The organism is Maribellus luteus (genome assembly GCF_003576475.1).
Taxonomy (GTDB): Bacteria; Bacteroidota; Bacteroidia; order Bacteroidales; family Prolixibacteraceae; genus Draconibacterium; species Draconibacterium luteum.
In genome coordinates this window covers 69,560-93,306 of the sequence record NZ_QWGR01000020.1, presented here as the reverse complement: position 1 = coordinate 93,306, position 23,747 = coordinate 69,560, and the positions used below count along the sequence as shown (strand labels likewise).

Here is a 23,747-nt window from a genome sequence, read left to right as displayed (position 1 = left end):
TCGTTAATCTTATCTTTTCTCATTTTTAGGGTTAAAGAAAAAACTAGTCTCGATTATTGCTTAAAAGTACCCTTTTCGGAGCTTGTTTTCAAGTTCAAATCGAGTCAATTTGCATCAATTTAAATACTGAAAAAGAGAGATTTAAGAGAATTGTCGAGACTGGTTTATGCGAAAAAAGCACTAGTCTCGGTAAAGTCTCGTTTATATTGACTTTTTTTGGATCAATTAAAATACTTGTGGGGAAAAAGTAATGTTTCATCTTTGTATGGTATATAAAAAACAGAGAATTGGAACAGATTGATGCCTTTCAAGAGCTAATAAAATTGGTACTCCCCGGGGAGATTTTTAACTATTTTGAGATTGTTAATGTAGAAGTTGATGTTAAATCCATTCATGTTTACTTAGACGAAAGAGCTATCAAGCCAGATAAGTACAAAAAGCAGAAACTCACTTCCAAGGGTTTTCATGCGGAAGTTATAATCCAGGATTTTCCCATTCGTAGAAAAGCAGCGATGCTTCATGTTCGCCGCCGCCGATGGCTGGTTGAAACCAGCGGAGAGGTTGTCAGCCGGGAATGGGATTCGGTAGCAGAGGGTACGCGTTATACAAAGGATTTCGCGACTTTTTTAAAAGGAGTGCTTGGACACATTCCCGATCAGCTCCAATAGTCTTGGGAAGTATTATCATATTGACGGGGATCGTTTGGGGCAACAATACAAAGAGCATCTGAGCGATTACAAGAGCTGGGATCAAAAGGACCATGCTCAGGACAGGATTCTCTTCCCGGATAACATCGGACCTTATTTGAGCATTGACGAGACAGCACTTACCAATGGCGAACTCTATACCATTATCACCAATAAAGCAGGCAAGGGAAGAAAAGGTACACTGGTGGCTATGATTGAAGGTACAGGTGCAGAAAAAATCATCCGGGTACTGAATAACATTGAGCAGAGAACAAGAAAGACAGTAAAAGAGGTCACCCTTGACATGGCAGCTTCCATGAGTAAGATTGTTCGCAGATGTTTTCCGATGGCAACTCGGGTAATCGATCGTTTTCATGTTCAGAAACTGGCATTTGATGCCTTACAGGAGATGCGTATAGCCCACCGATGGGATGCGATCAATGAAGAAACCAATGCCATCGAAAATGCCAAACTGGATGGTAGCAAGTATACTGCCAGGGTCCTGTCAAACGGCGATACAAAAAAACAACTTTTGGCCCGAAGCAGATATTTACTGTTTAAATCAGGTGAAAAATGGACTCTTAAACAAAAACAACGGGCAGAGCTGCTTTTTAGCCTTTATCCCGATATAAAGCACGCTTATTCGCTTACTCATTCGCTGAGGATGATATTTACGCACAACTCTGAAAAAGGCGTGGCTTTAACCAAAATGGCCAGATGGTTTAACGATGTAACTGATTCGGGGTTTAAATCTTTCAATACAATTTCGGCCACCTTCTATTCGCATTACCCCCAGATACTAAACTATTTTGACCACCGCAGTACCAATGCCTCGGCAGAATCTTTCAATGCAAAGATTAAAGCTTTCAGAAATCAGTTCAGAGGAGTGCGGGATGTCAGCTTTTTCCTGTTTAGACTTGCCAAAATTTATGCGTAAAGTTTGTTTCCCCTCAGAAAGTTCATTTGATCCCTCTTTTTGTGCTTTTTTGATTCCACTGGAAAACAAAAAAGCACTTAAAATATTGATTTTAAGTGCTTTTGATTTTGTTTGGATTTCTCCTGGTGCCCAGTAAAGGACGATTTTGTATTTTCTTTCGCACTTAAAATCAGATTCTTACAGAAGTCAGAGAATTTTGTTCTCGATAAAGTCTCTCTTAATTTTCAACATAATAATATTCTGAATCAAAGATATGAAATTTGAATTAGAATTCGAATAGAATTATCGTTATGCCAGGATTCGGGCCTGGTCTCATTAGTGCCTTTTTATCAGTGGTTTACTGGTGTTGTATTTTTACGGGTCACCGTTTTGTTCACATTTAAAGAACTGAATTGTTTCAATTTGAATATAGCTAAAGCTGGGAATATAAGCAAGATGTTCTGGCGTATTGAATTTATTGACAAAAGCTGTCTTTAAAAGCATATGAAACCTATTCACCCGAAAACCATGGTATGCAATCGATTTGCTTAATTGCCGAACAAGCTTGGCTTCAACGATTGCGTCCCAGTAGTTTGTTTGGATGTTTATAAATATTCAACCATATTGTTGAGTTGTGTAATGGTTTCCTCAAGCAGTAATTAATTTGGTTGTGTATCATGATTTGATTTAATTCGCTGTTTTGTAGTTAATTTAATGTATTTGTAGTAATTCTGAAATCATTCCTTAATCTGTTTAAAATAGTTTTGTCATCAAAGTAGTGTTTACTATTTATCAATATCATTAAGGAGATGACAAGAGAAAATATTCGAAAGAAGCTGGGTGAAAATGAAGTTCTTTTTGCGCTGGTGGCTGCGGTCAGTTCTTTTTTGGTATACTCCTGTATGTATGCGTTTCGAAAACCATTCACGGCAGCTACGTTCGATAGCCTTTATTTTTTAGGCATACATTACAAGATATGGTTAATTACTTCCCAGATAATAGGGTACACTATCTCCAAGTTCTTTGGCATTAAATATATTTCTGAATTGCGGTCAGAGAAGCGCATTCAAACAATATTGTCTGTGATTGGGATAGCCTGGATTTCGCTTCTGCTTTTTGCAATTACTCCAGCGCCCTATAATTTTGTTTTTATGTTTCTGAACGGCCTTCCGCTAGGTCTTGTCTGGGGGATTGTTTTTTCCTACCTGGAAGGTCGCCGGACAACAGAACTACTAGGTGCCAGTGTAAGTGTTACGTTTATTGTGTCGTCAGGATTTGTACGCACCGTAGGCCGATTTTTAATGCTGGAATATGGTGTGAGCGAATATTGGATGCCTTTTGTAACAGGATCACTATTTATTGTTCCTCTTATAATATCGGTTTGGTTACTCAATAAATTACCGGAGCAAAACAGTAAGGATGTAGAGAATCGCACCCAGCGTGTTCCGATGAACAGAGAAGAGCGAAAAACCTTTTTGAAGCGTTTTGCTTCAGCTATCATTCCATTTACACTTGCCTATTTATTATTGACGGTGTTGAGAGATGTTCGTGATAATTTTTCCACCGAAATATGGATAGAACTGGGAAAGGGTGATGTGCCTGCCATTTTTACAACGGCTGAAATACCAATCGGAGCAGGCGTGCTGATAATAGTCTCTTTTATGATTTTGATTAAAGATAACCTTAGGGCCCTGAATACTTCCCTGCTTTTTATTGCCGGAGGAATGGGGATTAATATTCTTGCAACCATTGCATTTCAGATGCAAATAATTGGCGGTGTAAGTTGGATGATACTGGTTGGTTTTGGCCTTTACCTGGGCTATATTACTTACCACGCTCTCTTATTTGAGCGGTTTATTGCAACTTTTAAGTACGCAAGCAATATTGGATTTTTGTTCTACACTGCTGATGCTTTTGGTTATCTGGGAAGTGTAACGACTTTTCTTATGAAGAATTTTTTCTCTCCGGGTCTCAGTTGGTTGAATTTCTTTAGTTCGATAACCTATTCTCTTTCTGCGCTGGGTATAGGACTTTGTTTGGTCTCATACTTTGCTATTAAAATAAAACATAAAAAATTATTCGTTCAGTACGAATCAAAAAAACTTTGTTATGAATATTAAATATCTGCCTGAAAATCCATACTTGCTCTTGACTCCGGGACCACTTTCGACTTCGAAAGCCGTGAAGGCTTCCATGTTGCGTGACTGGTGCACCTGGGATGAAGACTATAACAGCATTGTTCAGCAGGCACGTTCTGAATTACTCACCATTTCAAATTTAGATGCCAAACGTTATACTACTGTTTTGATGCAGGGAAGCGGAACCTTCTCGGTAGAGTCGGTTATCGGATCGGTGATGCCCGAAAGTGGCAAGCTGTTGGTGCTTGCAAATGGAGCTTATGGGCAACGGATTGCTGAAATTGCCCGATACCTTAAAATACAGTGTGAGCTTTACGATGCGGGAGATTTAGAGCGTCATCAGCTTGAAAAAGTTAACAGTATTTTGGCCGGCGACAGCAGTATTTCCCATGTGGCTGTTGTGCATTGCGAAACCACAACCGGAATGTTGAACGATATTGAGGCAATCGGCGAAGTGGTAAAAAAGAATAGACGCACATTTATTGTTGATGCTATGAGTAGTTTTGGTGGTATCCCAATCGATGTGGAAAATATTGGCATCGATTTTTTAATCAGCAGTGCCAATAAGTGTATTCAGGGGGTGCCAGGCTTTGGTTTTGTTGTTGGCAAAACCAGCGAGCTGGAGAAATGCGACGGACTGGCACGTTCCCTTTCGCTCGATCTTTTTGACCAATGGAAAACCATGGAAGAGGGACATGGCAAATGGCGTTTTACTTCGCCAACACACGTGGTGAGGGCATTTCGCCAGGCTTTAATTGAGTTAAATACTGAAGGCGGTATTCCGGCTCGTTTTCAGCGTTATGCCGAAAATCAGCGAACGCTGGTGAACGGGATGCGTAAGCTTGGATTTGAGACCTTGCTGCCCGATGAATTTCACTCGCCCATTATTACAACCTTTCTTTCACCCAATGCGGCTGGTTATGATTTTGTCCGCTTTTATAAAGAACTGAAAGTTCGCGGCTTTGTAATTTATCCCGGAAAAGTTACCAATTATCAATGTTTTCGGATTGGAAACATTGGCGAGGTCAGGCCGAATGATATGGAAGCGCTGATTTCTTCCGTCCGCGAATCGATGTACTGGAAGTTACCCGGATAGGAATAAGAGAGATAATGTATGATTAAATAAACTGAAATAGGATAAATATGAAAATTTTTGCATTAGGTGGCGCCGGCCGAATTTGCCGCGAATCAATAAAAGATTTGGTTGAATTTGCTGATTTCGACAAGCTTACTGTTGGGGATATTAATGAGACAGAAGCACTGGAACTTGTAAACGAACTCGGCGACAGGAGGATTGATTATCGAAAGATTAATATAAAAGATAAAGAGGAGGCTGTTAAGATTTTATCAGGCTATGATATTGTCCTTGACGGGACTACCATCTCGCTCAATAAGCTTTCTACTGAATGTATTGCACTGGCCGGTTGTCATGGTATTAATTTTAATGGTTTTGGCGAAGAATATCAGTTTGATCCCATTTTTCGAACAAAGGGAAAGCTAATGGTTCCTGGTTTTGGGATGACTCCCGGAACTACCAATATGATGGCAAAATATGCCGCAGAACAAATGGATTCGGTTGATTCAATCCGGGTTAGTCACGGGGCTTTTCGGCCTATTGCTTTCTCAAATTCAATAGCCGAAACCACTATTTATGAGTACGATCCTCTTTTGCCTGGTCGCGTAGTGTTCGAAGATGGCGAACTAAAGCAAGTGCCACCTTTTGCCCGACCACGCGAAATTCTACTGCCTGAACCTTACGGAAAAACGATTCAATATATTATTCCACACTCTGAAACCGTCACCTTATCAGAATACTTTAAGGAGAAGGGGATACGCCTGGTGGAAGTTCGCGGTACCTGGCCCCGGGAAAATATGGAGTTGATTAAGGCGCTTTACAATTATGGTTTCATGGCCAATAAGAGAATCAACTTGAGAGGTACTGAGTTTGGAATTATGGAAGCCATCGGAGAATACCTGGTACAATCGGAAAAAGGAAAAACCACCGATTTATTTGGTTATTCGCTGCATGTTGAAGTTGAAGGAGCAAAAAGCGGGAAAAAAATACGTCATACCCTTTTTCATACACACCCTGCTTCGGATGGTTCTGAGCCCGGATGGGATGGTCTTCGTGCTTACACACGCAATGTTGGAATCCCGGTTGGTATAGCAGTTAAGCTGATTATGGAAGGAAAAGCGAAGGGCAATGGAGCGCTGATTCCTGAAAAAGTATTTCATCCACAGGATGTTTTTGAAGAATTAAAGCTTCGTAGAATTTTTGTTCACGAAAAAATCAAAGAGATTTAGTTGAATTACTTGACGATTATAGTTGAGTAATAGTGATTGCTGGAACATGTTTTTATTGCGGTGTCCGGATGCTTATGAAAGAGGCCGTAATTCGTTTTATGTATTCTATGTTATTGTTATTTAATTGAATAATGTATGTTTTTCTTGTGTTTTAAAAGACGCTTATTCTGTTTGAAAATAATATCAATATATTTGGAGTTGATAAATAGTAAACATGATGAGCAATAATCTTTATTTGAAAATAGGTAGGAAAATTCGGGAAATCAGACAAGAAAAGAAAACCACGCTGGCCGCAGTTGCAGAAAAAGCAAATGTCAGCAAAAGCTTGTTGTCAAAAATCGAAAATGGAAGAACTATTCCTTCGTTACCGGTACTACTTGGCATAATCCGATCACTGGATACAGATCTGAATAATTTCTTTACCGATTTGTCAGATGATATTTCTTATGGTTATATCCATAAAAAACAAAAGGATTACATTCCGTATGAAAAGGAAGAATCGGAAGGTTTCAGCTATTATTCAATTTTAAGTGAAAACATTCAGAATATTGCTTTGCAATCTTCAATCTTAAAGTTAGCTCCCAACGCCTACCGGGAAAAAGTAACGACTGATGGATATACTTTTATTTATTTAATCGATGGTGTGGTTGATTATATTTTAGACAAAGAAACCATCCAGTTAAATACGGGTGATTCTCTGTTTTTCGATGGAAAGATCCCTCATGTTCCCCAGAATAACTCAACAAGTTCTGCATCATTACTGGTGATGTATTTATTAACTGACATAAAAGATTAATTATGAATAAAATTAAAATGGTGGTGTTCGATATGGCCGGAACCACTGTAAAAGACGAAAATGAAGTAGAGAAATGTTTTACGGAAGCAGCCAAAAATACAGGGCTTAAATATACTATTGAGGAAATTGTAGCCATGATGGGCTGGTCGAAAAGATTGGTTTTTGAAACGCTTTGGAAGAAAAATCTCCCTGAAGCTGAAGATGCTGAAATTCAGAAAAAAACAGATCAGTCTTACGATGAATTCAGGAAAATACTTGAAAATCATTACTTAACTCAGCCGGTACTACCTGTTGATGGGATAGAAGAACTGTTTTTTCACCTAAAAAATGCAGGTATTAAAATTGTTTTGACCACCGGATTTTACCGGAAAGTGACTGATATTATTCTTCAGAGGCTGGGTTGGGATAAAAACCTGGATGAATACTACAACGGAAATGACAATTCAATCATCGACCTTTCTATATCAAGTGACCAGGTAATAGCCGGACGTCCTTCTCCGTATCTGATCAACAAAGCAATGGAGGTATTTAGCATTAACGATCCGAAACAAGTTATAAAAATTGGAGATACACCTTCAGATCTGGAGGCAGGGAGAAATGCAAACTGTCTGTTATCGCTTGGTGTAACTTACGGTACACATACGAAAGAACAGCTTGCAAAGTACGACAATGACGGCTTGTTGAATGCCATCGTGGAACTTAAAAAATATTTGAATTAATGTCCGAAATTGCAAAAGCCCGGGTTTTTTCCGGTATTCCAAATGTCCTCGATGCAAAAGCAATAGAACTCCCTTTTTTGGGCAACGGAGAGATTTTGGTGAAAAACTCAATGTGCTCCATCTGTAAAAGCGATTTGCATACTTTATCCGGAACAAGGCCGGGACCAACACCATCCATTCTTGGTCACGAAATTGTTGGAGAAATTGTTGCCTTGCCAGCCAATCCTGTACTTGATTTTTGGGGAAACCAACTCAAAACAGGCGATCTTATAACCTGGACAATTATGGCCTCGTGTGGTGAATGTTCGTTTTGCAAGCGAGGATTGCCTCAGAAGTGTGTTTCGATTAAAAAGTATGGTCATGAAAAAATGGAAGGGCATTTTCGTCTTACGGGTGGCTTTGCCTCGCACACCCACTTATATCCCGGAACATTTACCTATAAATTACCCGGCGAAATTGACAAAAGATTGTTGGCAGGTCTCAACTGTTCGTGGGCAACCGTGGTAGCTGCCATACGGAATGCAGACGAAATAAAAGGGAAAAATGTACTGATAACAGGTGCAGGTATGCTTGGGCTGCTGGCAGTCATGATCTGTCGTGAAAAAGGGGCTGCAAAAATTGTTGTTTGCGATAAAGATGAGCAAAGGCTTGATTTAACAAAAGACTTTGGTGCTGATTTGACCCTCAAAGATTGCTTCTCGAATTCTAATGAGAAAGAGGGGAGTGGAATGCTTCAACAAAATGCGCTGATTGATGTCTTTTTGGAAATGACCGGCAGTAATGAAATTGTTCAGAAAATTTTTCAAATCGCCGGCATTGGCGCGAGCATTGTTCTGGCAGGTTCTGTCTTTCCTGTTGAAGATGTTGTCATCAATCCGGAACACATTGTCAGGAGATTATTGCAGATAAAAGGAGTGCATAATTATACCCCTAATGATCTTGGGGATGCCATTATGATTTTACAGAAAACTTATCGAAAATATCCGTTTGAGAAGTTGTTCGACCAAAAAACGTATGGACTGGAAAACATTGATGAAGCTGTAGCTCATGCAACACTAAGTTCGAAGCATCGCGTCGTAATTGGTTTATAGGATAAAAACAATGAATATTTAATTCAGTGCGGGATATTTTCCGAAAGAAAGTAAATAGATCCTTTGGCAGGCATCTTCCTTTTGCTTTTTGATTGGATCATTGAATTGCTTACTGGTCAATCATTAAATCAGATTTATATTATTAAAATTAATGTTTACTTTCGCATTAATTTAAAAACTTTAGCCCAACTATGTTATTAATTTCAAAAATAACATTAATTCTTCTCTTCTTTTCTCTGAGTATAACCTGGGGGCAAAGTTACAATGTAAAACAGGTTTCGGGGCTTCAAAAGTTATCGCAAAGTAGTATTCGCAGTATCTGTGTTGACCAGGTAGGATATATCTGGCTGGGTACAGAATTCGGGCTTAACCGATATGATGGGCAAACCATTCAACGGTATTTTTACAATAATGACGACTCTTTGTCTCTTTCCGGAGATTATATAAACTCGGTTTACGAAGATCGTGATGGACGTATCTGGGTTTCCTCTGCAAATGGGCTGTGTTTATACAATCGGAAGAAAGATAGTTTCATAAGAAATCCATTGCGTCTGAAAAACAAAATATTAGGAAGTGTAAATTATGAGAATGAGACTGAAATATGGTTTCCTGGAGGCGATCTCAATTTCTATGTGTTTAATAAGAAAACGAATGAAGTAAGCATAAAACCGATTCAATTAAAAATAAAATCTCCTGCTCAGTTCAGCATTGAGAAGATTATTGAATACGATAATGAGAATCTTTTGTTATTGATACAGGATTTAGGTTTATTCCTGTATAATATTAATTCAGGGACGCTTGATCATTTTTTAGCGTTAGAGGCAGTTCGATTGACAGGTTTGGAAAAAATCGGCGATTTTTTTTATGTTTCGACCTATAACGATGTGTATAAAATCACCAAGCAAGGGGAAGTCATTTCTACTTTCGATGGTATAAATCCCGAATTCAAGGGAAATATATTTCTCGATTTGAGGCAAAATCCGGATGATGGTAGAATCTGGCTATCATCGGATTATGGAGGTGTATTTATTGTTAATACTGAATTTGATTTGCTACAAAGAATAAAAGCCGGATCTGGTGCAAATGATATTTTACCCGAGAACTCTATCAAGAAAATATACTTTGCTGCAAGCCAAAATGTTATACTGGGGACGGTTCGCTGTGGTGCTGTTATCTTGTATTCCTCGGGAATCAATCATTATCAATACAACAATGCGAATGAATCCGGTCCGTCAGATAAATCAATTTTATGTCTCGAAGAAGATAGGAATCATCATATTTGGATAGGAACAGATGGCGGAGGATTGAATTTTTTTGACAGGGAAAAGGATCGGTTTATAGCTTATAGTATGCCGGATGTAATTATTGTGACCTCCATGCTCGATTATTCTGAAGATAAGTTACTGGTTGCGTCTTACCAGAAAGGTTTATTTTTCTTCGACAAGAAAACAAAGAAATTTTCTGATGCCCATTCTCTCCCGTTGTTTAAGGAGGTAAATAAAAACAGCCGGCAAAAAATTTTTAAAGACCCGAAAGATAACATCTGGATTTCGGATGGCGAACTTCTAAAAGTTAATTTAAAAAGCAATACAACAGAACGTTTTAACGAGAAAACACACCCGGAAGTATTTGATAAAATATTACCCATTTATTTTTCGGTTTTTGAGTCTTCGTCTGGGAAATTATGGTTCTGTTCCGTCGGCGGATTATTTTCCTACTCCTTAAAAAACGATAGGATAGAAGACAAAATTGTTATATCCGATTTTGACCGATCATTTGGTAACACGGTATACTCTGTGGTGGAAGATGCTTCAGGGAACCTTATAGTGGGGACCGGGAAAGGACTGGCCTATTATAATTTCCAGGACAATACTTTGACGCGATACTTAACTGATGAAGCCTATAATTCCAAATGGTTTTCATCCTTATACATCGACAGTAAAAGCCAGGTATGGGCAGGAACAAACGATGTTTTGCTGCAAATTGTTTCAAAAGATACTTTAAAAGAAGTTTCTGTATTTAATTCTCTTGAAACCAATGGGGACATAGAATACCGGCATGGCGCTATTTTGCGGGCATCAGACAAGAATCTTTACATGGGAAGTAATAACGGAATTACCTATTTCGTTCCGGAGCAGGTGAAAAAAGATGTAAGAGATTCAAAGGTTACAATTTCATCTTTCAAAAAAATAGATAATAAAAAAGGAGGGAGTTCAGATTCAACAGTAGCAATAGATATTAAAAATGATTTTCAGGCAAAATTCAAATATTCATCAGCCATTTATGAATTTAAGTTCAACGCATTTAACATCCCTTTCGAAGAATATACCGACTATTCATATACCCTTGAAAATTACGAGGATATCTGGCATGTTGGTAAACTCAACACCGCAACATATACCAATCTGGAGGCGGGTGATTATATTTTTAGGGTAAAATCAACCAATATAATGGGAAGGTGGGGAACACAAACCACAGATATATACATAACTATTCTGCCCCCCTGGTACAAAACAACTTGGTTTATTAGTTTGGTTATTATTGCAATAACCGGCCTAATTATCGTTGTTTGGCGTGAAAGTTTAGTTCGCTTGAAATTAAAACATCAGATTGAGTTAAGAGAGGCTGAACAGGAACAACTCAAAGTTTCGAATCAACAGAAGATACAGTTTTTCACCAACATCTCTCACGAGTTAAAAACACCACTAACTCTAATTTATACTCCGCTAAATCAGTTGCTGAAGAAGAATACTTCAGAAAGGGAGATGAAGATGGTTTTGCCAACTATTTACCGGAATGTTAGGCGGATGATGGAACTTATCGATCAACTCTTACAATTCAGAAAAGCAGAAATATCAACACTCAAACTTGAAGCGTGTAAGGTAGATTGCGTTAAAGCATGTGAAGAAATCATCGACTATTTCACCTACTATGCCAAGATTGAAGGCATAAACATCATCCTCGAAAAGGAAGAAGATGAAATGGAGGTTGAACTCGACCGCGATAAGTTTGTAAAGATCATGTTTAACCTTATCACCAATGCTTTAAAAAATTCCGTTTCGGGAGATTCGATTATCATTGCAGTAAGCTGGTGTGACGATCAGATTTGCATTGAGGTAAAAGATACAGGCATGGGTATTTCAGAAGAAGATCAGAAACGAATTTTCGAACGTTATTACCAGATCGAAAAAAAAGTGGGGGGCACAGGTATCGGTTTAGCTCTTACCAAACATCTTGTTGAATTGCACGGTGGAAAAATAAGCCTTGAAAGCGAACTTGGAAAAGGGACCGTATTTTTTGTCGTTTTACCGAAAAAACAAAATACCACAGAGGAAACAGCTACTGCTGAAACTCTATCTGCCTTTAAGAGTACTGAGCACAACCTGAATCCGCGGGATTACTCGGAATCAGATATCAATAAGGTAACCACGATTCTTGTGGTTGAAGATGAGCCGGAACTCAGACATTTTTTAAAAATTCATTTTTCAAAAGACTATAGAGTATTTACGGCGGCCAACGGAGAAGAAGCTTTTACCTCTGCTGTTAAATATGTGCCCGACCTGATTGTATCCGATATAATGATGCCGGAAATGGATGGTTATCAGCTGTGCGAAAAAGTTAAGAGCGATATTCGAATCAGCCACATCCCGGTAGTGCTGCTCACGGCAAAGTCGGAGTCAGAAGACCATATGGAGGGAATGATCGCCGGTGCTGATCTTTACATCTCCAAACCTTTTGATCTCGAATTACTAAAACTTCAAATTTCTAGCCTAATCAAAAACCGGGAGATTTTAAAGACACGGTTTGGTAGCGACCCGCATTTGAAGGTTGAAGACCTGACTCATAATTCACTGGATAAAGAGTTTATGAACACGGCTATTAATCTGGTGAATGAAAACCTTGAAAATCAAGATTACAAGGTTTCTGACTTCGTAAGCCAGATGGGAATGAGCCGGACACTTGTTTATTCCAAAATTAACGCCTTGGCAGGAAAGCCGGTAAAGGATTTTATTCTCCATGTTCGTCTTCAGAAAGCCGCAAAGATGATCGTTTCATCTGATAAACCTATTTCTGACATTGCTTATGAGTGCGGATTTTCCGACCCGTCGTACTTCAGTACTGTGTTCAAACGTTATTATGCCCAATCACCCTTAAAATATCGTTCTGTTTACATGAACACCAGCTTGTCATCAACTGATTTAGAGTAAGTGAAAGACAACCAGAGCAAATTCTTAGCTCATTTTTTTATCTTCTATTTTATTTGTTATCAGTAGTTTGTACAAAATCAAATTTTATTTGTACAAAATTCAATGCTTTAGTTTTGCCCGCTTTTCAATTTTACGAACGCTAACAAAACTAAATAGAATGCCTATGGGATAACAACAGTCTTAAGTAATTATTGGGTTTTTCAACCTATTCAAATTTTCACATACCCCTAATCATTTTCTATACACACATTAGTATTAAGAGTAAACTAATATTTATGAAAGAAAGACAATTTTTAAGAATGCAAAATCTACCTCAACTGATAAAGGGGGTACAACTGTCATTTCTTATCCTATGTATCAGCTCCATAAGCTTGTTTGCACAACAGGATAAAACAATCACAGGGAAAGTAACATCTGAGACAGGAGAAACGTTACCAGGTGTTACGGTTATGGTAAAAGGAACAACAACGGGCACTGTAACCAATATGGACGGAAATTATACCCTGAAAGTTTCCGAAAGTGTTGCAGCCCTTACTTTTTCTTACGTGGGGATGCTTTCTCAGGAAGTAGCTATCGGTAATCAAACATCGATAGATGTTGTAATGAAGGAAGACATCCAGGGGTTGGAAGAAGTTGTTGTTGTGGGCTACGGTATTCAAAAGAAACTAAATCTAACAGGTGCAGTAGAGCAAGTAACATCTGAGACTTTGGAAAATCGCCCGGTTTCTAATGTGCAACAAGCTATTCAGGGGGTTTTGCCGAGTATGAACTTTTCAGTCGGAAATACCGGAGGAGAGCCTGGTTCATCAATGGCCATGAGTATTCGGGGAGTCGGCTCCTTGGATGGAACTGATGCTCCTTATATTCTTGTAGATGGTGTTCCGGTTAGTAACATTAACGATATTAACCCTGCTGATATTGAAAGTATTTCAGTGCTTAAGGATGCAGCATCAGCTGCTATTTATGGAGCACGCGCAGCATATGGCGTAGTGTTGATTACCACGAAGGGAGGTAAAGAGGGTGTGCATGTAAGTTATTCAAATGTATTTACATATTCTGCACCACTCAAATTGCCAGAAATGATGAATTCCCTGGAATTTGCAAACTATTTTAATAAGGCAGGATTGAATGATGGGGATTCTGCGCCTGTATTTCCAGAAGAAGTCATGGGGCGTATTGAGCAATATATGAAAGATCCTTCCAGTATTAACGGAACATTCCCGGAACCGGGAAACCCGGATCGCTGGGGGGCTTACATGACTGCTAATGCCAACACTAATTGGTTTGATGTATTTTATAAAGACTGGACACCACGTCAGACACATACGGTTAGTGTTTCTGGGAAAAAGGATAAAATAGATTATTACGTTTCAGGTGGATATTATGATGAGAAAGGTTTGTTAAAATACGGAGACGACGAATATAAACGTTATACGATGAACTCGAAAGTCTCTAGTGATGTAAACAGTTTCTTGTCGCTTCGGGCTAATGTTAAGTATACTCGTGGTGTTACAGATCGTCCAAGTTATGACCGGTATTTATTCTATCATAACATTGCCCGAAGATGGCCTACTAACCCCTTGTATACACCCGATGGAGATTATCATCCAAGTTCAGAGATTCCATTCCTTTTATCCGGAAGAAGCAAGAGTACTTCGGATAATTTCCAGATTTCGACGGGAGCTGTTTTAGAGCCAATTAAAGATTGGAAAATTAATTTCGACTATAACTGGACGGTTGAAAGCAATATTGGAAACAACCACGATGGTTCAGTTATTCTGCATGGTCCGGAAGGTATAACCTATAGCGGAAGAACAAACACGAGCTATTCTGCAAGCGCCAGTAAAAAAACGTACTCTTCTCCGAATATTTACAGCTCCTATGAAAAAGAATTTGACTCAGGACATACGTTTAAGGTGTTGACGGGTTTTCAACAAGAATTGGAGCAGTATGAATGGTTGTATGCCTCAAAACAAGGATTGATCACAGACGAAGTTCCTTCAATCAGCACAGCGACAAGTGAACAGGACGATGTAGGTGACAGCAAATGGCATTGGGCAACCCGTGGATTTTTTGGCCGCTTGAACTATAACTTTGAAGAGAAATACCTTCTTGAGGTGAATGCGCGCTACGACGGTTCCTCAAAATTCCCGGGAGATGAGCGTTGGGGACTATTCCCATCGGTATCGGTGGGGTATAACCTGGCTAGAGAAGATTTCTTCAATGTTGAACAAATTGATATATTAAAAATTCGCGGATCATGGGGAGCTTTGGGAAATCAGCTTGGAAATAAGAATGAATACCTTTACCTGTATGTTCCAACAATTCCAGTCCATACTAACAACTGGTGGATTATGGGAGACAGCAGGCCAAACTATGCTTCTTTACCCGGATTAATTAGTCCAACGCTTACCTGGGCAAAAGTAAAAACCAAAAACGTTGGAGTAGATTGGGGCATCTTTAATAACCGACTTACCGGTTCATTAGATGTTTTTGAACGCTATACCAGCGACCTGCCTGGACCAGCTGAAGCTTTGCCCGGTGTTTTGGGAACAAGTGTTCCAAAAATTAATAATACTGAGCTACAAACCAATGGATTTGAATTGGTGATTGGCTGGGAAGATAAAATCAATGACTTTTCATATCATGCTAAAGCAACGCTCTCAAATGCCAAAACAAAGGTAGCGAAGTATCGAAACCCAACCGGTATTCTAAATACCTACTACGAAGGTCAGGAATTGGGGGAGATTTGGGGCTATGTAACAGAAGGTATTGCTCAGGATGATAGCGACTTTGATAACTGGTATGATCAATCAAAACTCAGTGGACAAGAGTGGAGAGCAGGAGATATTATGTACCAGAACCTAAATGACGACGATGTGATTGATTGGGGAGACAATACTGTTAGTAACCCTGGTGACAAAAAAATTATTGGTAATAGCACGCCTCAATATCAGTATACTATTTCGGCCGGAGCAAACTGGCAAGGAGTTGACTTTTCAATGCTTTGGACTGGTGTTGCGAAACGTGACCTTTGGATTACCGGACCTTATTTTTGGGGCGGAACCGGTGGCGTTTGGCAATCAGCTGGTTTTAAAACACACTTGGACTACTGGTCTGAAGACAATCCGGATGCGTACTATCCACGCCCGTATTTGACCAATGGCGGAAAAAACCAACAAACGCAAACACGTTATTTGCAAAATGGAGCCTACGTTCGTCTAAAAAATATTCAAGTGGGCTATACCTTACCTAAGAAGTTTGTGCAAAAGTTAAAACTGTCGAAAGTTCGTTTCTATGTAACAGGCGAAAACCTGCTTACAATCACCGATTTGATTGACACTTTCGACCCCGAAACAACTGGTGGTTCCTGGGGGGCTGGTAAAATTTACCCTTTACAGAAAAGTGTAGCATTTGGAATGAATGTGTCTTTTTAATTTATAAATATTGATAATTATGAAGAAATTACGAACATATATTAGTTTAGCTATTGCATTTATAGTGGTCATGTCAGCGTGTACTGAAGACTTTTTAGATCGCTATCCGTTGGATGAAATTGCGCCGCAAACTTTCTGGAAAACACCCAACGATTTGAAATTGTATGCCAATAGCTTTTATGGTGCCTTCCCGGTTCACAGTGGATGGAATGGGGGAATCTTTTGGTTCGATAATAACAGTGATAACTTAATTCCGGGAACTTATAATAGCCGTTTGGCAGGAAACTGGACAATTCCAGCCTCAGGTGGCGGTTGGGACTGGGGAAACATCCGTTCTGTCAATTACTTCCTCGACAATGTTTCAACAGTAGAAGGAGACCAAACGCTGATTGACAATTATGTAGGTGAAGGCCATTTTTTCAGAGCCTTACTTTATTTCGGAATGGTTCAGAAATTTGGTGATGTTCCTTATTATAGCAAGCCTTTGTCGACTGATTCTGAAGGATTATATGAGGCTAGGACTCCTCGAAAAGCAGTTGTCGATTCAATTTTAACAGACTTGGATATCGCAATTACAAAATTGCCAGCAGTAGACAAAGCTGAGGCTTTTAGGGTAAACAAAGATGTAGCTTTAGCCTTGAAAGCACGAATTTGCCTTTTTGAAGGAACATGGGAGAAATACCATGCCGGGACGGATTATGGAGTTAGCGGTTCTGATGGTACTAGCTACTTGAAACTGGCAGCAGAAGCTGCAAAGAAAATCATTGATGAAGGTCATTATTCATTATACAACACAGGAAATGTTGATGATACTTACTACACGCTATTCAACCAAGTTGACTTGTCTGGAAATAGTGAGGTTATCTTTTGGAAAAAGTATGATGTTGATTTGGGTGTGACTCATAATGTACATCGCTATATTCCTCGTATTGGTGGAAATACTGGATTGTCAAAGTCATTAGTTGATAGTTATTTGGATACTGATGGAAATCCAATCTCTTTAAGTAATTTATACCAAGGAGAAGGAAGTTTGGAGGCTGTAGCGGCTGATCGAGACCCTCGCTTGTCCCAAACTCTTTATTTACCAGGAGCAGCCAAAGAAATTAAAAATGGCGAATTGACAACCGTTTTTGAAAAACCAGACTTAGAAAAAACGGGTAGTGCCCGAAATACAAGTGGTTTCCAGTTGCGTAAAGGTGGTAGCCCCGATTTTGAACAGCAAAAGGCTGGTGATATAGGAACTACTGCAGCAATTATTTACCGCTATGCGGAAATTTTGCTGATTTATGCCGAAGCTAAAGCAGAATTGGAAACACTAACACAAACTGATTTAGATTTGACGGTAAATCAACTAAGAGACCGTGTAAATATGCCTCACCTTCAATTGAATAATATTGCAACTGATTCAAATTGGCAATTCCCCGAATTGAGTCCGATTATCAATGAGATTAGAAGAGAAAGGAGAGTTGAGTTGGCGTGTGAAGGTTTCCGTTTCGATGATTTAATGCGTTGGAGGGCACATGAGCTTTTCGTGGGCAAACGCCTGAAAGGGTTTAAATTTATCGGAAGCAACCTGGAAAATGAATATAACATCGTAATTGGCGAAACCTTGTTGGTTGATGGCGATGGTTATATCGATCCTTATTTGAAAGTATTACCATCTGGTTATCACTTTAACCCAGAGCGCGACTATTTAATGCCAATTCCTACTAACGAGTTGACACTTAATCCTGATCTGGGGCAGAACCCGGGCTGGGAATAGAATAATACTTTTACGTGAAGATGTTACTATATTTTTCTCTGATTTAAGCGTGAATTTGGAGTAATGCTCTATTATTTAGGTGATTACTTCCCTTTCTTGTAGGAAATGTTTTACCTTAAATCCGAATTTAGATTAGTTAGGTTAGTTAGAAAAAAAGAGGGAGTTTTCTCCCTCTTTATTTAAATCAGCTGTTTTGAATCTCAATAATCCGCAACTACTTTCGACGCTACGAGTAAAACTGGTATAAATAACTGAAACAATATGAACTTCAAGATTAATTTCATCATTATCGCCGTTTTTCTTTCTTTGAGCAGTTGTTTAAACTATCAAAAAGAAATAGTTTTTCAATACGTAGATCCCTTAAAAAAGGTATTTCCCGAGTCCTCTTATTTTCCCATGCAAAAAGCTCATGCTGATGTTGCGCGCGGAGAAGATGCCGGTTTTCAGTTCGTCATTCGTTCAGGATTTGCACTCGAAGATGTTACTATCAAAGTAAATGAACCAACCTTGAACGGCATTAAGCTGACGGAGATAAAAACCGGTTTTGTTGGTTTTGTACCGGTCGACCGGCCAGTTCCCAATCCGGGGCGCGATTATTTAAAAACGGCTTCAGGTTATTATCCGGATCCTATACTGGATGATACTAGCATGGATATTCCAGCCGGAATGACACAACCTGTTTGGATTTCCATAAAAATTCCGCGGGATGCTACACCGGGAATTTACAAAGGAGATATTACTCTGGTCACTAAAAAAGGACTGCAAAAAATAAAAATTCAAAAAGAAATCAGTATTGAAGTTTTTCAACCGGTAATTGATAAAACCAGCTTGCTGATAACCAATTGGTTCAGTTTCGAACGTCTTGATTTATTGAGCAAGGACAAAAAGCTCGAAAAATTCTCAGATGATTACTGGAAATACGCCAAAATAATGGCAGATAAAATGGCCGAATACAGGCAAAATGTGGTGTTGCTTCGTCCACTCGATTTAACCGATTTTAAAGAAGAAGACAATACCTGGACTTTCGACTTTTCCAATTTTAATCGGATGGTGAAATTAATGGTTGACGCAGGATGTTGCGAATACATTGAAGGGGGCCATATTGGAGGTCGCCTGCCACAAGACTGGATGGGACCTTTCGTTGTAAAGGTACCTGAAAAAACAGAAGACCAATGGGAGTTGAAAGATTACGATGTAAATGAAGCAGAAGCCCGTAATTTTTACGATCAGTTTTTCCCGGCACTGGTGAAAAACCTGAAAGAAAATGGTTGGCTCGATATTTACTGGCAACACATAGCCGACGAGCCCATCGAATCAAACAAAAAATCATATGCTGAAATTTCGGAATATGTAAGAAAGCTTATTCCGGAAATAAAAATTATTGAAGCCTGCCATTCCAGTGACCTTGACGGTTCAATTGATATTTGGGTACCTCAGTTAAATTTCTTAAAAGATGATCTCGAATTTTATCAAAAACAGCAGGAAAAAGGGAAAGAAGTTTGGTTTTATACTTGCCTGGGACCACAGGAAAACTTTGCCAATCGTTTTATCGAACAACCGCTGATAAAGACCCGCATCCTGCACTGGATAAATTACCGGTACGGGATTACTGGATACCTCCATTGGGGGTTGAACCATTGGCGTGCGGATGATAATGATCCGTACTCTGTAACAACAGATATGAATTACGCCGGAAATACGCTGCCGGCCGGCGATATGAATATTGTTTATCCAGCAGTGGATAAACTTTTGCCCAGCATTCGGCTCGAAGCCATGCGCGACGGAATTGTGGACTATGAATTATTAAAAATGCTTGAAAAGAAGAATCCTGATAAAGCAAAAGAAATAGTTCAGCAGATCGTATTCGGATTTGATCATTACGATTTAAGTATCCTGCATTTCAGAAAATTACGAAAAGAAATTTTAACGGAACTATCGGAATAAAAAGTTTATCCTCAAATGCGAACAAAAGAATATGATGCTAATTAAAGTGAAATAAATTAGAATATAAAAGAAAGAAATGAAAAGAAACTCTTCATTGAACTTGCTGTTAGTGACCATTTTATTGATAACCAGTTCATGCAAAAGGGAAGAATTACGTTATAGGCAGCCTAATATTGTATTTATTCTTGCAGATGATTTGGGGTACGCCGAACTAGGCGCATACGGTCAGCAGAAGATTGAAACACCAAATATTGATGGTTTAGCTTCAAACGGTATCCGGTTTACTGATTTTTATTGCGGAAGCCCGGTTTGTGCTCCATCGCGGGGCGTGTTGCTTACGGGAAAACATTCTGGTCATGCATATGTAAGGATCAACGACGAAATGGGAGCTACAAAAAAGAACTGGGACTTCAGGGAGGTGATCAAAGATCCCGGGCTGGAAGGACAGCGCCCTATTCCGGATACCATCGTAACCATAGGCGAGCTAATGCAACAGGCAGGCTATCGAACTGCCTGCGTTGGGAAGTGGGGATTGGGAGGCCCGCTAACCGAAGGACATCCGAATAAGCAGGGCTTTGATCTTTTCTATGGTGATATGTGCCAGCGGCAGGGGCATAATTATTACAACCTGCATTTGTGGAAAAATGACCAGCAGGTTTTGTTAGATAATGAGTACACGCCGGTTTGGACTCCTTTGGATAAAGGAAGTGATCCGCACGATCCGGCAAGTTATGAAAAGTATACTTCCAATGAATATGCCCCGGACTTGATGCTGGATGAGTCGCTTCGGTTTATAGAGCAGAACAAAGAGAATCCGTTCTTTCTGTATTTTGCTCCCATCTTACCTCATGCCCCGTTACAGGTACCGGCCGGCTCTGAATTCCTGAGTTATTATGAGGAACTGTTTGGCGAAGAAGAGCCTTACCTGGGACAAAAAGGATATTTTCCAAACCGGACGCCCCATGCAACCTATGCCGCAATGGTCAGTTACCTGGATATGCAGGTTGGCAAATTGATCGAAAAATTAAAGCAGGAAGGACTTTATGAAAATACGGTAATCATGTTTACCAGCGACAATGGTCCGACTTTTAACGGGGGAACCGATTCTCCGTTTTTTGATAGTGCCAAACCTTTCAAAAGTGAATGGGGCTGGGGAAAAGGATTCCTGCGGGAAGGTGGAATCCGTGTTCCTCTCATTGTTTCATGGCCCGGAGTGGTGGCTCCCGGAACCCAAACCGGACATCCATTTGCCTTTTGGGATGTGATGCCCACGTTAAATGAAATTGCCGGGCTCAAAAACAAAGTGGACACTGATGGAACCAGTTTTCTACCCACACTGAAAGGAGAGGAGCAAAAGCAGAAAGAATTCCTTTATTGGGAATTCCCGATGAAAGCTTATAGCGGACAACAAGCTGTAAGGATGGGAAACTGGAAAGGTTACCGGTCTGAAATGAATGAGGGAAATCTGACAATCCAGCTTTTCAATTTGAAAACAGATCCGCAGGAACAAGTTGATCTGGCTGCTGAGCATCCGGAAATTGTACAACAGATAGAGGGAATTATGAAAAAGGAGCATGTTCGTTCTGAAGTTCATCCGTTCCCGGCTATCGATTAATACTGAAATACAATGAAACGAAAACTATTATTTCTACTGATTTTTACGCTTTTTATCCTAAAGAATGGAATAACGCAGGACGTTGTTTCAGTGTTAAATAAAAAGGATGCCCAGGTTGAATTCAAAGCCCGGTACTCTGCTTCCGAATTGGAAGAAGCGCCCGTAAAACTCATCCCATATCCCGAAAAAGTGAGCTGGAAAAAAAACGATGTGTACATCAAGTCCTGGACTCCGGCCTTTTTCAAAGATATTCCGAAAAATATTGTTGATGAGTTTTATGAACTGTCGGACTTGCACCGGCTTGAAATTGATCCGGCAGCAAATTTTTCCGTACAATTTGAATACAACCAAAGCCTGGAAAAGGAAGCTTATAAACTGAAAATTATTGATCAGCAAATACACGTTACCGCAGCAACCGAAGCGGGCTTCTTTTATGCGTTGCAAACCCTGAAACAGTTGATCGGAGAAAGTTCCGGAGAACAAGGCAACCGAGTTCCAGTCTGCACAATCGAAGACCGGCCGGCGCATGCTGTTCGTGGTTTTATGATCGATGTGGGGCGAAACTTTCAGAGCATTTCTGCTTTAAAAGATTTGCTGGATATTATGGCTGCTTACAAGTTAAATACCTTTCACTGGCATTTAACAGATCGACCGGCCTGGCGCATCGAAAGCAAGGTTTACCCGCAATTAACCGCTGCCGAAAATCATCGGCCAACACGTAATCCAGGAATGTATTATACGTATGAGCAAATCCGCGAGTTAATCCGGTACGCGCGCAAAAAACAAATAAGTGTTATTCCCGAAATTGATATGCCCGGTCACAGCGATTCATTTACCAAAGCGATGGGATTTAAAATGGAATCAGCAGAAGGAATGGTAGCCCTGGAAAATATTCTTCTTGAATTTTTTACAGAAATACCTTTGGAAATGGCTCCGGCCATTCATATTGGTTCCGATGAAATTCATATCAATAACCCCGATGAATTTATTAATCGAATGGTTGATATTGTGGAAGCAAATGGACGGAAAGCCATCGTTTGGAGCCCGGGATTGAATGCGCCTGAAAGTGTTGTGCGGCAAACCTGGGGAGGAGCTTTTCCTGCAAATGGCGCCAATTTGATGGAAATTGATTCGCGAAAGAGTTATATGAATGCTGGGGAACCAATGTCCTATATTCCAACCTTGTTTTTCAGGCCATTGGGAAAAGGATCAGATAATGATATTCTCGGAGGGATAGTTTGTTTGTGGCCCGATGTTAATTTACGGCACCAGGGTGATGCCTTATCACAGAATCCGGTTTATAGCGGACTACTTACTTATGCATGGGTTTGCTGGATGGCCGATGTAATTTCTGCCCCCGATAAATACATGGTGGTTTTACCCGAAACAAACACTAACGCCTTTGAGTATTTTAAAGCTTTTGAAGGGTACTTGCTTGATCATAAAGAGCGCTATTTCCAGAATCAGCCTTTTCTCTATCAGAAACAAACCGATAAATTTTGGAGTATAGCTGGCCCCTTGGATAGCGAAGAAGGAGAGAAGCTATTAAATTTGGAGGAAGGTGAGTTGAATCAATATCTTAAGGAAAAAGGGATAGATACGAAACCGGCAACCGGTAATACCCTGGTTCTGAAACAACGGTGGTTGAAAGACGGTTATTTCCCCGAAGCGAAAGCGGGACAAATTGTGTATGCTTACACGAATCTTTACAGCGATTCTGAACAGGAAGTAGCTACCTGGATTAACTTTGAAACACCACTGCGGGCGAATCGCGTTTACTCCGGAATTCCCCGGAATGGTTCGTGGGATAATTGCGGTGGAAAAATATGGATAAATGGGGAGGAATTGCAAGGTCCGGAATGGGAAAATCCGGGGTGGACATCAAGTAAGCAGAGTGGCTGGGGAACCCCAGCTGAGCAGGAAATTCCGTGGGCTGACGAAGAATTATACTGGCTGCGAAAACCTGTAACAGTGAAGTTGAAGCAAGGCTGGAATCACATTGTCGTTAAGATACCTTATGCAACCGATTTTCAAAACTGGATGTTTACGTTTGTTCCTTTAGATATGACAGGTTTAAGATTTTCCCCGGATAAACACAACGAATAAGAGAACTATTGATATGAGCTTCTGC

At 39.8% G+C, this 23,747-nt stretch carries 14 protein-coding genes; all 14 read left to right on the top strand.

Going from position 1 to position 23,747, the window contains the following annotated elements; genetic code table 11:
* Positions 1-287: 287 nt before the first annotated feature.
* The 14 genes from D1614_RS21840 to D1614_RS21775 all read left to right on the top strand — a co-directional run bounded on the left by D1614_RS21840 (position 288) and on the right by D1614_RS21775 (position 23,722).
* A complete protein-coding gene (locus D1614_RS21840) occupies positions 288-668 on the top strand; it encodes an ISAon1 family transposase N-terminal region protein (protein ID WP_241558149.1) in 381 nt (126 codons plus the stop codon).
* On the top strand, positions 640-1,623 hold the full coding sequence (locus D1614_RS21835) for an ISAon1 family transposase (RefSeq protein WP_119440123.1): 984 nt from the start codon (positions 640-642) through the stop codon (positions 1,621-1,623). Before D1614_RS21840 ends, D1614_RS21835 begins: the two co-directional genes overlap by 29 nt.
* Before the next feature lie 788 nt (positions 1,624-2,411).
* Positions 2,412-3,722 (top strand): DUF5690 family protein, encoded by a 1,311-nt coding sequence (locus D1614_RS21830; protein WP_119440122.1) that lies wholly within the window; start codon positions 2,412-2,414, stop codon positions 3,720-3,722.
* Positions 3,712-4,836, top strand: a complete 1,125-nt coding sequence (gene phnW, locus D1614_RS21825) for a 2-aminoethylphosphonate--pyruvate transaminase (protein ID WP_119440121.1) — start codon at positions 3,712-3,714, stop codon at positions 4,834-4,836. The genes D1614_RS21830 and phnW overlap by 11 nt, the downstream gene beginning before the upstream one ends.
* Before the next feature lie 47 nt (positions 4,837-4,883).
* Positions 4,884-6,044: a saccharopine dehydrogenase family protein gene (locus D1614_RS21820; RefSeq protein ID WP_119440120.1), complete on the top strand. Its 1,161-nt coding sequence runs from the start codon at positions 4,884-4,886 to the stop codon at positions 6,042-6,044.
* A 217-nt stretch (positions 6,045-6,261) separates the two neighbouring features.
* Entirely contained in the window at positions 6,262-6,840 is a 579-nt protein-coding gene (locus D1614_RS21815) for a helix-turn-helix domain-containing protein (RefSeq protein ID WP_194086720.1), read from the top strand.
* Between the two features lie 2 nt (positions 6,841-6,842).
* Positions 6,843-7,559, top strand: coding sequence for an HAD family hydrolase (locus D1614_RS21810; protein WP_119440118.1), 717 nt, complete (start codon positions 6,843-6,845; stop codon positions 7,557-7,559).
* Positions 7,559-8,650 (top strand): zinc-binding dehydrogenase, encoded by a 1,092-nt coding sequence (locus D1614_RS21805; RefSeq protein WP_119440117.1) that lies wholly within the window; start codon positions 7,559-7,561, stop codon positions 8,648-8,650. The genes D1614_RS21810 and D1614_RS21805 overlap by 1 nt, the downstream gene beginning before the upstream one ends.
* Positions 8,651-8,841: 191 nt before the next feature.
* Complete coding sequence (locus tag D1614_RS21800) at positions 8,842-12,858, top strand: hybrid sensor histidine kinase/response regulator transcription factor (protein ID WP_119440116.1); 4,017 nt, start codon at positions 8,842-8,844, stop codon at positions 12,856-12,858.
* A gap of 275 nt (positions 12,859-13,133) precedes the next feature.
* Complete coding sequence (locus D1614_RS21795; protein ID WP_119440115.1) at positions 13,134-16,295, top strand: SusC/RagA family TonB-linked outer membrane protein; 3,162 nt, start codon at positions 13,134-13,136, stop codon at positions 16,293-16,295.
* Positions 16,296-16,314: 19 nt separating this feature from the next.
* Positions 16,315-18,057, top strand: a complete 1,743-nt coding sequence (locus tag D1614_RS21790) for a RagB/SusD family nutrient uptake outer membrane protein (RefSeq protein WP_119440114.1) — start codon at positions 16,315-16,317, stop codon at positions 18,055-18,057.
* Positions 18,058-18,318: 261 nt separating this feature from the next.
* Positions 18,319-20,001 (top strand): DUF4091 domain-containing protein, encoded by a 1,683-nt coding sequence (locus D1614_RS21785; protein WP_119440113.1) that lies wholly within the window; start codon positions 18,319-18,321, stop codon positions 19,999-20,001.
* Between the two features lie 76 nt (positions 20,002-20,077).
* Entirely contained in the window at positions 20,078-21,616 is a 1,539-nt protein-coding gene (locus tag D1614_RS21780) for an arylsulfatase (protein WP_119440112.1), read from the top strand.
* A 12-nt stretch (positions 21,617-21,628) separates the two neighbouring features.
* Positions 21,629-23,722, top strand: coding sequence for a family 20 glycosylhydrolase (locus D1614_RS21775; RefSeq protein ID WP_119440111.1), 2,094 nt, complete (start codon positions 21,629-21,631; stop codon positions 23,720-23,722).
* Positions 23,723-23,747 lie beyond the last annotated feature (25 nt).